General features: G+C 52.7%; 10 protein-coding genes. 5 read left to right on the top strand and 5 right to left on the bottom strand.

From position 1 onward, the window contains the following. Positions 1-22: 22 nt before the first annotated feature. The 5 genes from rpmB to AC5JLP_RS04940 all read left to right on the top strand — a co-directional run bounded on the left by rpmB (position 23) and on the right by AC5JLP_RS04940 (position 9,482). Positions 23-259: a 50S ribosomal protein L28 gene (gene rpmB / locus AC5JLP_RS04920; RefSeq protein WP_496066795.1), complete on the top strand. Its 237-nt coding sequence runs from the start codon at positions 23-25 to the stop codon at positions 257-259. 592 nt (positions 260-851) lie between these two features. Continuing rightward, the gene (gene hpsA, locus AC5JLP_RS04925) at positions 852-6,827 is read left to right on the top strand and encodes a hormogonium polysaccharide biosynthesis protein HpsA (RefSeq protein WP_496066796.1); all 5,976 of its coding nucleotides are present in this window, start codon (positions 852-854) and stop codon (positions 6,825-6,827) included. 36 nt (positions 6,828-6,863) lie between these two features. Continuing rightward, complete coding sequence (locus AC5JLP_RS04930; RefSeq protein WP_496066797.1) at positions 6,864-7,673, top strand: type IV pilus modification PilV family protein; 810 nt, start codon at positions 6,864-6,866, stop codon at positions 7,671-7,673. Positions 7,674-7,708: 35 nt separating this feature from the next. After that, positions 7,709-8,815 (top strand): prepilin-type N-terminal cleavage/methylation domain-containing protein, encoded by a 1,107-nt coding sequence (locus tag AC5JLP_RS04935; RefSeq protein WP_496066798.1) that lies wholly within the window; start codon positions 7,709-7,711, stop codon positions 8,813-8,815. A gap of 28 nt (positions 8,816-8,843) precedes the next feature. Next, positions 8,844-9,482, top strand: a complete 639-nt coding sequence (locus tag AC5JLP_RS04940; RefSeq protein WP_496066799.1) for a prepilin-type N-terminal cleavage/methylation domain-containing protein — start codon at positions 8,844-8,846, stop codon at positions 9,480-9,482. Between the two features lie 38 nt (positions 9,483-9,520). On the opposite strand, the gene AC5JLP_RS04945 is transcribed toward AC5JLP_RS04940, so the two are convergent. The 5 genes from AC5JLP_RS04945 to AC5JLP_RS04965 form a co-directional block, all read right to left on the bottom strand. Continuing rightward, a complete protein-coding gene (locus AC5JLP_RS04945; RefSeq protein ID WP_496066800.1) occupies positions 9,521-11,311 on the bottom strand; it encodes an ABC transporter substrate-binding protein in 1,791 nt (596 codons plus the stop codon). Positions 11,312-11,420: 109 nt separating this feature from the next. Then, on the bottom strand, positions 11,421-12,746 hold the full coding sequence (locus AC5JLP_RS04950; protein WP_496066801.1) for a TldD/PmbA family protein: 1,326 nt from the start codon (positions 12,744-12,746) through the stop codon (positions 11,421-11,423). Positions 12,747-12,896: 150 nt separating this feature from the next. Further along, a complete protein-coding gene (locus AC5JLP_RS04955) occupies positions 12,897-13,760 on the bottom strand; it encodes a Tab2/Atab2 family RNA-binding protein (protein ID WP_496066802.1) in 864 nt (287 codons plus the stop codon). Positions 13,761-13,939: 179 nt separating this feature from the next. Continuing rightward, entirely contained in the window at positions 13,940-14,839 is a 900-nt protein-coding gene (locus AC5JLP_RS04960; protein WP_496066803.1) for a S1 RNA-binding domain-containing protein, read from the bottom strand. Between the two features lie 156 nt (positions 14,840-14,995). Continuing rightward, positions 14,996-15,694: a dienelactone hydrolase family protein gene (locus tag AC5JLP_RS04965; protein WP_496066804.1), complete on the bottom strand. Its 699-nt coding sequence runs from the start codon at positions 15,692-15,694 to the stop codon at positions 14,996-14,998. Between the last annotated feature and the right edge of the window lie 54 nt (positions 15,695-15,748).

Here is a 15,748-nt window from a genome sequence, read left to right on the forward strand (position 1 = left end):
AGCGCACACCTCGGAGATTGCTATGGCTCGTCAATGTCAACTTACCGGCAAGAAGGCAAACAACGCCTATGCGGTTTCTCACTCCCACCGTCGAACCAAGAAGCTGCAAGAAGTCAATTTGCAGTGGAAGCGTGTTTGGTGGGCTGAGGGCAACCGCTGGGTGAAACTACGGCTTTCTACAAAAGCAATTAAAACCCTTGAACACAAAAGCCTGGCTGTTTTTGCCAGAGAAGCAGGCATCAACCTAAATCATTTTTAGAGTTGCTGGCAGGCCACTCACACAATGAGTACTGTTCGTAAAGAACATGAATAAATGCGTCGGGTGGCCTCTCTTGGTTGCCCGATTCTTGCTATTATGAAATCTTTTTAGGAAGGAATTTTAACTTGTTGCAAGATGCCAAAAAATGTTTGCGGTGAACGATCGCTTCGGGCGGTTGGATGGGTACTATTGGTGCATCTCTCTGTACCGAATTGGTAAAGTTTTTGTGAAGCGGCAACCTGCGCAGCAATCCCTGTAAGACAGTAGACTTTACTGTGGCTTACAGCAAAGTACGCAGGATTTGGCTTTCCGCTCATCGGTAGCCCTCCGCCTCTCCGTTAATTTGCTGATTCATAACTGCTTTTCGTCGTGTTTGGACTCGTGGCTTCCCGGTTGATTACAGGCTGTTTGAACTGTTAGCACAGTGAGCATCTACATCAGAAACGAGCAGAATTTAGTAAGCGTTTAACTAACACAACTATCTTGTTATACCGTTGCAGAGCATCCTCCCTCTGCCTTCTGTAGTGCCCATTTGATCACTTTGTGAGTTCAGTCTACAAATCTCTCGCCGTCGTCGCAGGAAGCAGCTATCATGTCAGACCGTAAATTAGCCAGGGCTGTCCAAACTCTTTTTAGGCAAATTGCCCGCCTCTCCCGAAACATGAGTCGAGCACTCGTTGCATGGCTGTTGCGAGCTGCCCTGATTGTCAATCGCAGAACGCGACCCGCCGCGGGCTTTGTGTTACCAACCACCGTGTTACTCATCTTGGTGGTGTCTTTAACGGCCGGTGCCCTGAGCTATCGTGCCTTTAACACCAGTGCGCGTACCATCAATGAAACGCAGAACCGTGTGATTTACAACGCGGCAACCCCTGCGATCGATCGTGCCCGCGCCAAAGTCGAATTTCTCTTCGACTCCACGAAAGATAGTCGGTTTCCTGGTGGCGTGCCGTCATCCGACTTTCTAGCCTCTATGCTGCTGAACGATGGCACCACCATGATTAACGGCCAAAAAGCGGCGCAACTGCTTCTTGGTGGTAACGATCCCTACACATTACCCGATGAGAAAAATTGGGGTGGACGGCTCGACAGCAATGGTGATGGTACGCCCGACAACGCTTGGGGCTTTCGGGCAGATACGGATGGCGATGGCAACTTTGATGCCACGATCGCCTACTCGATCTCCCTGACGATTCCACCAAACACAGGAACCGGAACAAACGTCACTCAGGGTTGGCAGCGGCTCGTAGCTTTGAGTGATTCAGACAAAGCCAAAGGGATTGCGGGTACTGACCGATCGCCCGTGCCTTACGCTCGTACAGGCCCACTGAGCAACTCTCCCAGCGCAGCAGGGTGTCGGGGTGCTTCTAGTAGTGGTTCTAGCGTTGAAAGTGGCTGGTATCAAGACAACACAAATACCGCTACTCTGCGTCGAAACTTCCAGGTAGATGCGTTCGTGTTGCCTGATAACGTCGCTAAGGGCGGCTCAAGCAATTTTGCCACGTTGGAGTTTCAGCAAGACCGGGTATTGAACCGGGGCAACAAATGGGGAGCCTGGTTCCGCAATGACCTGGAGATTTTCCCAGGTCCACCATTTCAATGGAATGGTGCCATGCACACGGAAGGCAACCTGATTATCGGTGGCGGCAGCTTCAGCGCTTACCTCATTAGCTCTCCCTACTCATGCCTGTGGTACGAATCTTCATCTGAAATTACCGTCACCGATGTTACTCCCACTGCGAACAACGGACAAGATTTTCAGGGGCAGGTGGTCAGTGGGTTGGTCAGCTCCAATAATTACGGTGGCGGCAGCCTTGTTTATATTTGGAACCAAAACTTTAACGCGGCTAGCAGCAAACAGACGCTGAATAACAGTACTCACTCGGTTAGTGGTAGCGATCCCTTTAACGTGTCCATTGACCCGGAGAAGATTCAAACAGACAACAGCTATAAATCTAGAGCCAACACTAATAATCGCAGCATTCACCGGGCAGCTTACGACTCCAGCACGCTGAAAAAGCGGATCTTTAACCGCACTGAAACTGCACCCTATGTTGATGACACTTATCGAGCCGACGATCGCTACGGTCCAAAGCAGAAATATAGCGATCAGGTGAAGATTGCTGGTGGGAAGACGAGTGGTGACTTGATTTCACCCACGGACGATGTTTCGACATCATCGGCCATTCCCGTCACCGCTGCCTCGACCCTGACAGCCCAGGACGACTCAAACGCAACGAAGCCCAGTGATACTCCCAACGTGGGTTTGGATGGTTACTGGGAACGCCGCGCACGCTTCCAGGGTTTGCGGATTTTGGTGGGGCAGCGTTTAGAACTAGGCAATCCGTTTGGATGGGTTACACCACAAGATCGACCCGCTTCAGTGACCACTGATGCAGCCGAGCAACTCTACTTACAAAATCCTGCACCTGCACCGACGTTGCCTTCAGGCACCAATACGGCCTACACGATCGGTGACAACGACTATCGTCAATTACGTGCCCGTACCGCTGCTAATGCGTTCGTTAGCTCAACCGACCCTAGCACGATCGACCCAGACATCAGCGACAACGAGGGTGATCCACTCTATCCGCCTCATTCACCAGCCAACATCAGCCACGAGGCGCGTCAGCGTCGGGCGTTGCGTGACAATCTATCGGCGGTGCAAAGCACAGCGGTTTACCACTTTGATGTGGATAAAGACTACCCGGTTGCCTGTACAGCAAGCGTGGTGCATCCCGGTTCTCCGCTCACGCTCCAGCAATCACTGAACTTTGTACCCTCCGTGTTTGTGGACAGCACGGCAACAAACACAAACCCTGCCAATAACAACACTCCCAGCACGATCGACACCGCTCTCCTTACCGATTTCTTCAATGGTCGTGGCACCGACGGTTGGGAGTTTGATTCCCCTGGTGGCGACAAAGAAACGTTCTTGACCGATATTGCCAATGCCAGCAGTCCGCTCCGCATTGCGCTGCAAAACTTGGCACAGTTTGCAGGCGACCATATTAGTGATGACCAGACAGGAGCCTTTCCGCCCACACAAGAGGCAGGCCAGATCCACCCTGATCCAGAATTCTCCATGTGGGGGAATTTCTCTAATCTGCGACGGACGCTCGCGCGCTTGAATGCGGTTGGCTATGGCAGCCTCAGTATCGCAGACAAAACCTATCTCCACACCGCTTCCTGCACGCTTGGGATGTTGGCGTACAACGTCGATCGCGTGCAGCGCTTTGATCCATCTAACTTCAAAAACGATATTGTTCGTCCGGGTCAGGGGTCGCCCATTATGACCACGCTGGTTGGCGACCTGTACAAGCTGATGGATGGGTCGGTCAATGAATCGGCAAATAACTTTGAAGTTCTGCCAAAAGGGCGCTTGGCGACTTACAACTATGATCCAAACGGTACCTTTACGGCGGCTAACTACGATGCGCGGGACTACGATCGTGTCCCTGCAGAGGCCTATCTCGGTAAACTGCGGGAATACATCGCGGCTTCCAACCCTAGCATTAACCCGAACAACGATCCTCGCTATCGCCTTGCCGAACTAATCTTCACCTATTTCCAAGCTCGTCGCGATCGCACCTTTGGCTTCCGCCCCTCCCCCGCTGCCAATACCTGGAACTACAACCCTTATGTCGCGCAGATCCAGGGCAAATTGAACCTGTGGTCATCGGCGTGCGATCCAAACCTGTTTGCCATTAATGACACGATCGGCAAGCAAACGGGCGCACAGGGCGTGAGAGCGCTTGCTCAGCCTGTGAATGCCACTCCAGGCGCACCAACCTTTTTTGAAGCAGATCCAACCGTTTCGATTTCGCGGTTAGCACTGTCTAGATTGTGCGGCACCGTGATTCCTCCAGGTGCCGTGCGCGACTACCCTGGTGATGTTGGGTTTCCGGCTCGAAATGGTCTTGAGGCAGGAAATGTTGCTGGAAATTTTGTCACTCCAAATTCGCCTGGTGCGTTGCTGAACTATATTCCGAAGGTAGACGGTAGTCTAGGTGCAGTTTCTATCTACTCCCAAGACACACAGCGCAAGACAATCCTTAGCCTCAGCCTGACCTCTGCTTTTGCTTTTAAAGTAGGCCCATCAGCTCTTCAAACGAACCTGAACAAGTATGACGATCCTACCAAACCTTATACGGCAGCTCCATCGATCAATGACAATGGCTATCCTTATTTAGCTGCTTCCATTGCACCAAAGTGGCCCTCGCTCTATTACCTCTTCCCAGAGGTGGAGCATGGACATAAAGGTGCCGTTGAAGACATCGGTGGCGTTACAGTTCCGGTACCGCCAGCAACGCTAGGAACTGCTATCCCTGCGGATGGCGTTGGCATTGGTAATAGTAAGGATAATAGCGGTGCTGCTGCCACAAACTGGGAAGATGATGTTGACCATCGACAACCGGATGGGCAACTTTCCTACCCGCTGGTTGCCTCTACGTTTATTGGAACCCCCCCGACTGTCTCTGCCAGCAACATTCTTCCAGCTGCACTACAGCCCTGGGCAGAACCCTACATTACTGACCCGTACATTAATACAGCAAACGCATCGGTTGTCTACAAGCCTGTCGATACCTTAACACCACCCATTATTGCGAAGGGGGAAGACTTTGGGTATGTCGTTGATATGGATCCCTCAACGACTACGGTCATTGATCCGATCAAATTCAAGGATCTGAAGAGTGCAAATACACTCGCTTACCAATACAAGACGTTTGGCAATCCGCTTGCCGATCTATCGGTTGCAAGGCTGGCGCTCAAGCCTCGCAAGTTGCCGTCCACAGGCTTTAGCAACCCCTTCTCGATCACAAACAACAACACCTGGCAGTTGCCCATTACGACTCTGCCAGCCAGCCCACCCGTGCAAAACACGCCACCAAACCGGATTACAGCACCCAATGGTACGGCGGTAACCGGAACGACAGCGGTGATTCCGTTCCTTGATCGAGCACTGTTCAACGGACGGGAATGGATGCCAGTGCGAGTGACCGACATTGACCTGGGGATGTTGCGCCGCACAAAAATTAGCTCCACTGCAACGTTGGCGGGTGGTGCCTCTAGTGAGGTCTGGTTGCCCATCAGTGGCATTGTGTACGCCTTCCGGGAAGATGCCGTGCGGGAAGATGCGATCAATCGTCCTGCCTCTGGCACATATACCAACGTCACCAACCCCAATTCGCCAGCCGATCCCGCTGTTGTCACGGGTACAGAGGTATCGTTGAAGCAGGTTGATGGGGTGCCTGACCCCGATCGTCGTCCCTATGGCTTCCGTTTACGCAACGGGTCTCAGCTTAAGCGCCATTCCAGTACTAACGTTCCGGCTCAAGATAACATTCGTGGGCTCTCCTTCTTTACCGATAATCCGCTTTACATCATGGGGAACTTTAATCTCCATCAGTCAGGCGGTGAAGATGACAACACTGCACCCCGGCTGGAAGAGTTTAAAGAGCAACTACCGAACGGAAGCTACAGCGAGACCGACTTTTACAATCGTCAAACCCGCGAAAATGACTTTGCCGATCGAGATGGCGATCGTTGGCGACCGTCTGAGCTGCTGGCAGATGCCATTTCAATTATCTCTGATACCTTCTGTGATGGCAGTGCCCTCGATAGTTTCATGACAGCGGGTAGCAGTGGCGCTTCGCTCAGTGCCAACACCTATGAGGGACGGACAAAAACAGACTCCGGCTTTAACTTCCCGACAGGCTACTATCCGTACCGAGTCAGTACCGGCAACAGTGGGGGAGCCAGCGTTTACACAACGACAACGGTGAATACAAGTGCCCTCTATGGACGCGGCTGCACGAACGGTGGCATTACCAGCTTCCTAAACCAAAACCGTCCGAGCGTTGATCTTCCAGGCGGTACGGGTGGCAACTGGGGCTGGCAACGGGAAAACCCCTACGATATCTTTACGCCTATCAAGGTGTCGCGGAATGGTGAGGGGTTGGCGCTGCAAGTGCAAACCACTGCGCGGACACCAAACACCCTTATCTTGCCAGCTATCACGACTGGTTCGTCTCCTTTGAGCGGTAAGCCGCTAGCACCTACCCCTTACTCCAGTGCGCCAGTGAATGGTGCTTACTACAACATTGCAAGCACTGATCGAACTAGGCCAAATGCTGAGAATACTCGCGTTAACACGATTGTGGTTAGCGGTCTGATTCCCTCTAAAAACGGCCAGTCCTACGGGGGGTTACACAACTTCCCTCGGTTCCTGGAAGATTGGGATCGGCTCTGGTTTGCTGGTTCCTTCTTGCAGCTCAGCTTTAGCAACTACGCTACGGGGCCCTTTGACCAACAGGTCTGGGAGCCTGGTACCACGCCAACATCAGGCAACGAGCGGATTTCGTACTATAGCCCGCCTGCCCGTCTTTGGGGATACGATGTTGCGTTGCAGAAGTCTCCTGCGGGGCCAGCAGCAGCACGCTTTGTCACAGCGACGAAAGATCGCAACGAGTTCTACCAGGAGCCTGCCGCCAACGATCCGTATATTCGGAACCTCTGCCTTGCCCTACCGAATGCTCTCTTCCCTGATGCCAAATGTCCATCTTAGTTCTGCCGTCGTCTACCCGTTCTGGAGCATCCTGATATGCATGTTCGTTCAACCCATTTGAGTGGGTCTAGCAGGCGAGGTTTGCGCCCTGCGATCGCGTTGGGTCTCATCACTAGCCGCAACTATCAGCAAGGTCGTCGATCGCAGGCATCAGAGCAAGGGCTAACGCTGATCGAATGCTTGGTGGCGATCGTTATCATTACGTTGACGGTTGTTGCTATCACGCCCCCGATCATGCTTGCCACCGCCAGCCGCATCCAATCTCGTAAGGTGGAAAAAGCAAACCAGGTGGCGCAGGGCGAACTCGATCGAGTGCGCCTCCTCGTCGAACGTGGTACCTACGCGTTGAATGACCTACCGGGAACTACAGGTGCCATTAACAGTGCCAGCAATATTAGTTCCTTTGGCGCAGCGACGGGTAGCCCCACAGGTGGCCTGCTTTACTCTACAGCTTCCTGCAATACCTATCCCGGCACAACTCCAGTTGGCGTGACCGACCTCATTCGGGTAGATGTGGATGGCGATTGTACACCAGAGTACGTGATGCAGGTCTTCCGGACACCTGGGTATGCCCCCACGCCCCCTGCCATTACAGCAACCAGCGTGCCATTCTCGTTTGAGATGGGAGTTCGGGTTTATGCCTACTATCCGCCACCACAGGCATTTCTGCCCCTCGATACAACGAAAGCCTCGCTTCGGATGGGGACAGGGCCATTGGATATTGCGGGCGGTAAGCGCCGACCGATGGCAGTCCTCTACTCCAAAATGGCTCGTAACGACTCCAGTCGATCGCTCGGTCAGCTTTGCATTCAGAACGGTGGCACCACTGCTGCCTGTTCGTATTGATCTTCAAGCTCGATTCTCTGCTAAACGGTGAAATCATGGCTAGACCACACGTTATCGCGCGTTTGAAACGGCTCTGGGCTGCCTATAGAAAGCGGCAGCAGGCTGGCTTTACCCTGATTGAGCTATTGGTGGCAATGTTCATCGGCGGCATTATTACTGTGAGCTTGCTTGCGCTAGTGGTGCAGTTGGTAGACGTGAACCAGCGGGATTCAGCCCGCAGCGAAACTCAGCGAGATATGCAGGCTGCCATGAATTACATCAGCCAGGAACTCCGAGAAGCGGTGTTTGTCTATGATGGCGATTGTCTCCAAGGCACGGCAACGATCACCGCTACTAACTACACGACAGAGTGTCCTGGGTTACTAAATTACATCCCGTCCGGTCTAAGCACAGCTAATACCGCCTATACGCCGATTCCTGTACTTGCCTTTTGGCGCGCCGATCCGCTGCCCCAAGGGTTGCTGCAAGCCTGCGCGACGAATGCAACCAGCTTGGATGATACAACCTTGCCAGCCGCTGTACAGGGCGTGCCGTGTCTTTCCGGTAGAAGTTATACCCTGGTGGTGTATGCCCTCTACGAGGACACTAGCACAACGGATGTCTGGCAGGGACGAGCACGGATTGTGCGTTATCAGTTACCTCAGTTTATAGGGACTGCGACGACTGGATCACAAACCAATACAGGCTACGTTGATCCATTGTCATCACCAAACTCTAGCTTCCAGCAGTGGCCTTTTCAGTTGACGACCGATGCTGGTGGTAATGCGGTTGTGGCAAATGCCCAAACAGCTCGTCCAGCCGACACGACACTGACTTCAAACTCGGCTGTGCTGGTCGATTATGTGGATGACGGACTCTTGCCTGTTATACCTGTTTGTGCGTCAAACAGCAAAATTACGCCTAAAAGTCCTTTTAACAATATCCGGAGCTTCTATGCGTGCATCCGTGGAAAAACCTATGGCGCAGCAGATGCGGAGCAGAGCGTGAATCAGGAGGTGCAGTTATTCCTGGCTGGGAATGTGCAGGGACGAGCGGGCTTCCCGTTGAGAACCTCACTACCCAGCGGAGCCATTGAAAGTCAGGCGTTTCCGTTGCAGACGCGGGTGCTGACACGCGGCATCATCAACAAGAGTCCTAAATAGTAGTCTGTCTACCCGGAGGAGAACGACGATGAAGCAGCGAAGTCGCTTAAAGCGATCGATGGGGGGGTTTACCCTCATTGAGATGCTGGTGGTCATTATTGTCATTGGCGTGTTGTTTGCAATCGCGGCTCCTGGCTGGGATACGATTTTGAGCCGTCAGCGGGTTTCTGCTGCGCGTGAACAGATTGTGCAGACGCTTCGGGTGGCGCAAAGTAGTGCTAGGAGTACTCGTGCGCCGAGAGCGGTGGTGTTTGATATGAGTGCACCCAGTAAACCCAGGATCGCTAATGTTCCTTTCATTCCCAGTAATTCTGAGGATGTTAGCAATCGGGATACGGTGGGAATTGTCAGTAGCAGTAATGCCTGGACTCTACTGGGCAACGGTAATGTGAATGTGGGGACATTAAAGCTGGCAGTTAATGGCACCACATCAAACCCTGCAAGCAGTTTCCCTAGTTTGATTTTTGACGGCAATGGCGCTATTGCGATGCCTCCTTTGGTGCCGTCAGCGCAGCTCACAAATTCTTCAGTGTATGTGATCACCGTCTCACGCGGAAACGCTACAGGGACAGCCACTAACCGTTGTGTGATTGTCGCAACGATTTTGGGCGCTATTCGCACAGAAGATGGCCCTTACAATGCCAGCACTGGTAGAGGGTGTCCTTAAGCAACCCTAAATCAAGGGTGCATTAAGCTTAGTTGTTCTTAGTTATCAGCTACTTTAAGTTCGTAGACGTTCCAGAGGGAGCCACGGGTGTCTAGGCCAGAGAACTGCACTCCCTTGACCCGATCGCGGATCGCGGAGAGAGCAGTGGGTGTGACCAGATGAATGACGGGTAGCTGCTCTTGAACAATGCGCTGAAAGTCGGCATAAATTTGTTTGCGCTTGTTCTCGTCGTATTCTCTGGCTCCAGCGACGAATAAGCGATCGATGTCCTGTTCCCAATCAGACACGGCCCAGTTTTTGATCGGTGGTGCACCAACGTTTGGCCCCTGGTTAAAGTCGTGTGACGTGCCAGAACTCACCCAGTAGTTGGAACCATCATTGGGTTCAACGCCACCTGTGTAGCTAATAAAGTAGCACTCCCAATTTCGATTACCCACACTCTCCACCATTACGTTAAAGTCAACTGGGTTCAGGTCAAGCTGAATGCCAATGGCCTTGAGGTCTTGCTGCATTTGAGCCGCGAACTGCTGACTGGAGCGGCTTCCAGCGGGCAAAATCATCGTAAAGCGAACGCGGTGACTCTCTGCGTCAAACAGTTGCCCTCTAGCATCGTACTTAAAGCCAGCACCAACCAGCAGTTCCTTCGCTTTTTTGGGATTGTATTCATAGACTTTCAACCCCTGCTGTGGCGATAAGAAGTAGGGACTTTGCACCGAAATGGGTGAGTTTTGTAGTTCGCCAATGCCGCGAAACAAGTTGTTGATAATGCTCTGGCGATCGAGGGCGTAGGCTACCGCTTGCCGAAATGCTTTTGTGTTGAACCAACTCGATTTGATGGAGTCAACAAATGGCTTCCCGTCTTTATTGGTGGCACGGTTTAAGTTAAACGCAATAAAGGTTGTCCCGGAGGTTGGCCCTCCGTTGAGAATGGCAAATTTTCCTCGCTGCTCCTCGCGCTTGAGCAGCGAGAAATCTTCGGGGCGCAAGCCAGCCATGTCTAAATCGCCAGAGCGAAACCGCAACATGCGCCCGTCACTATTCTCAACCACTTGCCAGATGATGCGCTCAATATAGGGCAGCGATTCGCCCTGAGCACCCTTGCGCCAGTAGTAGGGATTTCGACGGTAGACCACGCGTTGGCTGTTGATGTAGCTCTCGATCGTGTAGGGGCCGTTTGTGACGACATCAGCAGGCGGGGTATCGGTGCCCCACGTGGTAAGGAAGCGGGGATTGCCATCTGACCCTTTGGTGAAGACGGTTTGACGGAGGCGATGGGCAGGCAAAATCTTGGCGGTCATGGCCCGTACAAAAGGTGAAGAGGGTTCGGGCAAAATGAACTCAATGCGGCGATCGTCTAGCTTTTTCACCTCTGGAAGGAGCTTTTTATTGCCAATGCGCAGCCCGTCTCTTACATCTGTAGGAATGGCTTCATTCAAGTAGACATCCTTGTATGTGAACAGCACATCATCTGCCGTGAGTGGCTGCCCATCTGACCATTTCATGCCTTCCCGCAGGGTAAACGTAATGTGTTTTTTATCCGCTGAAATCTGCCAGGATTCCGCCAGTGCCGGGACAATGTCTGCCGTGATGCCGTGCTCATCCACCAACCCATCAAACGTGAAAGAGAAGACATTGGGCACAGAGTTGTTGAGTGCGTAGTTGAAGGTTTTCGGATCTGTAGTGGTGCTGATGACCAGTTGGGGAATGCGTGCTGCCTGACTCTTCAGGGTTTGAGGTTGGCAGGCAGAGAGTGTGCTGACGGTCACGATCACGGCGATCACTAAGAGCCAATAACGCCACCGTTGAATGTACATGCCTGCAACGCTCATAACCATTCCTATGCTTTGTACTCAATGTGAGTAGACTGAAGTCGAGACTTCTCGGTGCTGAAGCACCAGCCCGCCTGATAGCCATAGCTTCTAGTCTAAAGTTTAAAGCTTAGCTTCGCCCAGTTACCGAAAGCCCGTCCACAATGAGGGACGGTGTGTAGCAGGAGCCGTTCCATTCGGCATCGCCACCGAGAGCAAGCAACTGCTTCAAGGCTGTGTAGACATTACCGGAAACCATCGTATCTTTTACACGACCGATCACTTCGCCGTTTTTCACACGGTAGCCAAGGTCAACGTTGATCGAAAATTCGCCCGATATGCCTGCTCCGCCGCCTAACATCTGGTCGATGATAAGTCCATCATTGAGTGTGGCGATCAGATCTGGAAGCGATCTACCTGTCGCTGCCTTGCCCGCAGGCTCCACCAAAATGTTGAAAAGGCCAGGTGTGGGATAGCTGCCTAAGCCGGGGCGAAAGCCATTGCCTGTCGTGCCGCTACCGAGCAATCGTCCTGTGGTGAAATCGGTATAGAAAAGTTGCAGCACCCCGCGATCGATGAAGGTGATGGTGCGTGTGGGAGTGCCTTCGTCATCAAAAGGGCAGCTAAAGGGGCCTACATCTGGCTGTTGCGACAGGGTTAAGCCTTCGGAGGTCACCAGTTCATTGAGGCGATCGCTCCAGGGAGAAGCTCCTTCAATAACCTGTTTGCCGCTGAGTGCGGACTGTACTGTCCCCCACAGCATATCGGCAGCCTTCGAGGTAAATAAAATAGGCATCCGTCCGGTTGGTGATTGCGTGTTGCCGTTTGCCCACTCTAAGCGCTGCAAAATTTGCTGCGCCAAGGCCACCGGATCGAGGCTACCCCGCTGCGTTTGCCCATCTGAAATGCAGAGAAAATCATCACCGCGCACCCATTCTGCTGAGAGGTAGCAGCTAAGGGTTGTGTCGGTGTAGCCGCAATCCAGGCCGTTGGAATTGAGCAGGCGGGTTGTTTCGGCTTCACATTCCCATTCAGCGGTGCAGATCAAGTCAGCGTTTGTCTTACGGATGACCGAGATCGCCTCTCTTCCCCAGGCAACTAATTGTTCTACTGGTACGGCTTCTCCCAGATCGGGGTACTGAGTACGAGCGGCACTCGCCAGTTCGATCGCTTCTGGATCATTTAACTGGCTGAGTGCAATGGCTCGATCGACCAATGCCTGTGGCTCAACAGGACCATAAGCAACCGCCAAACCGGGGCAACCACCCCGCCAGAGCCGTAGCGCCGTGCCTTCTGCCTGAGCGCTTTCTAATTGTTTAAGCCGATTTGCTTCAAAAAAAACAGGGTACGCCAGCGATCGCGATTGCAGGACTTCTGCCGCTTCTGCCCCTGACTTGGCAGCTAATTCCAGCAGTTGCTCTGCTGAGGTTTCGTGTTGCAAGTCGTCGGAACCCATAGTGTGTGAGCGAACAGGGAGGAATCAGCGGTCAGCAATCAGCGGTCAGCATCGTCTAGCAATTAACCACTAAAAGCCAACGATTTCAACAGTCAGCTTTCAGCTAGATGGAGATGCAGGCGCGGCTGAATGCAACCACTAAGGATCACTTTACGCTAAGTTGACCGTCTGTAATAGCCAAAATCCAGCGAAGGCTTCCGTGTTGGGATCAGCTTGCACCGCGAGGAAGTGTACCCCATTCGCCTGTTGCTTTGCCGCTTCAAACGCCTGTGCTTCCTTCTGTGCCGGAGCATTGGCAAGACTAGCAAGATTCCAGCGATCGCTCAACCCTGTCTCCAGCAACAAGCGGGTGGGGTAGTCACTATCTAGCTTGACCCCAGCTACCTCTAAGCCTGACATCCATGCCGCGAGGGGTGTGGCACGCGTCGAAAAAATCAACAGTCCTGGCACCTGGCTCTCTGGTGCAAGCGCTGCCAAGCCAAGCGGAAAGGCTTCACCAAAGTCGATCGCCCATTCATTCATCTCATCAAGCGCACTGGCTGGCAGCGTGACAAACTGCCATTTTTCTCCTAGCAAGGCATCGGGTAATGGCTGTGGCGGCGTTTTGGCAAAGCTCACCGAGGGATTGGTCCCCGGCTGAAACCCAGGCATAGCAGGGTAGACTTCCTGTAACCGTTGCTGGAGCCATTGGTTGAGTACAAACGTCCGCTGACTTAGCTGTGCCTCAATGTCGAGTTCTTTGCAGGCTTTGGCAATCATGTTATTCATTGCCTGCCGAAAGAAGCGAATTTTGTCTGGTCGGTTGGGAGCCTGGGCGATCGCGGCTTCAATGATATTCTTCAACCGCACCGAGTTCACTTCAGCGCTGGAGCAAAATTCGGCATAGCGAAATAACGACTCTGGCTGATGATTGATCGTCAAAGGACTTTCGCAAAGCAGCACTTCCCACACTTTTTTGTTGTTCTCATCCACGATCGGACGAGAGTAGAAATCGAGTTCCCAGACGGTAAGCATGGAGGAGAGGGGTGAGGGGTGAGGGTGAAGGAAGGGAGCAGGGGAGGCCGGGGAAGCAAGGAAGGTCGGAGAAGCTTTGAGTTGGTAGAACGGTTAATAGTCAGCCTTGAGCTTTTAGCTTTCCTTCCTCCGCTCCTCCTGCTTCCTCTGCTCCCCCGCTTCCTCGGTACCCTCTCTCCTCACTCTCCCAGAATGGTTTTTCTCGCTCGTTCCTGACGCGCTTCGGCTTCTGCCATGACATCGGCTGGTTTTTCCAGCATTTCGCCAGGAAAGTTTTCGAGCACTTTGGTGGAAAGAGAAATTCTGCCTCTGCCTTCGTCAAGGTCAGCAATGATCGCTTTGATGGGTTGCCCCACTTGAAACAAACCTGCTAGAGACTGGACGTAGTTTTTGCTGATCTGGTTGATGTGGAGCAGGCCAGTGGTGCCACCAAATTCGACGAAGACCCCAAAGGGTTTGATGCTAGCAACTTTGCCATCGACCAACTGACCGATTTCGAGCTGGCTAAAGCTAGCAGTGCGAGTGGCAAGGCGGTTAGACAGCACGAGCTTATCGCGGGTTTGGTCAAGTTCTAAAATACTGGCGCTGAGGGTGGTGCCTTTAAGCGCTTCTAAATCTTCACGCTCAACCAGGTGCGATCGCGGAATGAACCCCCGTAGCCCTTGGATATCGACAGTCACGCCACCCTTATTAACCCCCGTAACCCTAACTTGATAGCTCTGGTTACTCTCCTGCGCCTCGGCTAAGCGATCCCAGGCTTGCTTAATTTCTAGTTGCTTCAGCGAAAGGGTTACTTGCCCATCGGCGTCCTGTTCGCGGATGATGAGAAACTCGCGCTCTTCGTGAAGGGGCACGATCGCGGATGGGTCGGTCACTCCTTTTAGACTGGCTTCATTCGCGGGCAGAAAGGCAAGGGACTTGGCACCAATATCGACGTAAATGCCATCAATTTCGTAATTGACCGCTTTACCCAAAATCATTTGCCCTGGCTGAAATTCATAGTTATGGTGCTCCAGCGCTTTCTCAAAGTCCTCCATTGAAAAGGACTCATTCGCTGGACGAGTTGGTTTAGCTTCCATGAGAGACGCGATCGTAGTCAGCTTTCTTACTATAATCCGCAGCGTCAGGGAGTTTTAAGTTTTGAGTTTTAAGTTTTGAGTTGAGGAAGTGGGCAGGAGGCAGGAGGCGGAAGGCAAAAGGGGAAGTAGGGAGTAGGCAGCTTTAGCCTTCATCCTTCATCCCTCATCCTTCAACACTCGCCCAAACAATTCTTTCACCTTATCCCAGGCATTGGCAGCAGCTTCGGGGCTGTAATCGGTGCGTTGATCGCAGAAAAAGCCGTGTCCGGTGAGATAGCGGAAAAAGCGATGATCAATATGACATTTCTGAAGGGCCGCTTCGATTTGATCAATTTGCTCGACAGGAATGAGAGGATCGGCGGTGCCAAAGAAGGCATAGAAGGTGCCGTGAATATCTGAAGTGCGAGTGATTGTGGGTGCGCCACCACCAGGTGTCATGGTAGCAATGCCGCCGCCATAGAAGGAAGCTGTGGCTTTGATGTCGGGCAGGGTGGCTGCCAGGTAGACCACGTGCCCACCAAAGCAGAAGCCGATCGCGCCGATCGCGTCTCCTTTCACTTTGGGGAGTGTTCTGAGATAGGCGATCGCAGCTTGCATGTCGCTCAATAACTCATCGGCTGTCGTGGCATCCTTATATTTGCGTCCAAGGACTGTCGTATCGGCATCGTAGTTGCCTTCAAAGCCAGGGGCGCTGCGTTGAAAGATGGCAGGTGCGATCGCCACGTAACCTTCTCTCGCCAAGCGTTCTGTGACGTGGCGAATGTGAGCATTCACGCCCCAAATTTCTTGAACCACAAGGATGGCTGGAAACACGCCGCTGCCTGTTGGCTCTGCTAAATGAGCATCAATAAGCAAAGGCTCAATAGGTAATTCAGGGAGTTAAGGGAGAAGAGTGTCCAATAAAGCACT

This window comes from Stenomitos rutilans (assembly GCF_059505485.1).

Excerpts from the sequence above, each read along its gene's own strand:
- AC5JLP_RS04960 (WP_496066803.1), bottom strand. The coding sequence starts at position 14,839 with ATGGAAGCTAAACCAACTCGTCCAGCGAATGAGTCCTTTTCAATGGAG.
- rpmB (WP_496066795.1), top strand. The coding sequence starts at position 23 with ATGGCTCGTCAATGTCAACTTACCGGCAAGAAGGCAAACAACGCCTAT.
- AC5JLP_RS04950 (WP_496066801.1), bottom strand. The coding sequence starts at position 12,746 with ATGGGTTCCGACGACTTGCAACACGAAACCTCAGCAGAGCAACTGCTG.
- AC5JLP_RS04945 (WP_496066800.1), bottom strand. The coding sequence starts at position 11,311 with ATGAGCGTTGCAGGCATGTACATTCAACGGTGGCGTTATTGGCTCTTA.
- AC5JLP_RS04955 (WP_496066802.1), bottom strand. The coding sequence starts at position 13,760 with ATGCTTACCGTCTGGGAACTCGATTTCTACTCTCGTCCGATCGTGGAT.
- AC5JLP_RS04930 (WP_496066797.1), top strand. The coding sequence starts at position 6,864 with ATGCATGTTCGTTCAACCCATTTGAGTGGGTCTAGCAGGCGAGGTTTG.
- AC5JLP_RS04940 (WP_496066799.1), top strand. The coding sequence starts at position 8,844 with ATGAAGCAGCGAAGTCGCTTAAAGCGATCGATGGGGGGGTTTACCCTC.
- AC5JLP_RS04935 (WP_496066798.1), top strand. The coding sequence starts at position 7,709 with ATGGCTAGACCACACGTTATCGCGCGTTTGAAACGGCTCTGGGCTGCC.
- hpsA (WP_496066796.1), top strand. The coding sequence starts at position 852 with ATGTCAGACCGTAAATTAGCCAGGGCTGTCCAAACTCTTTTTAGGCAA.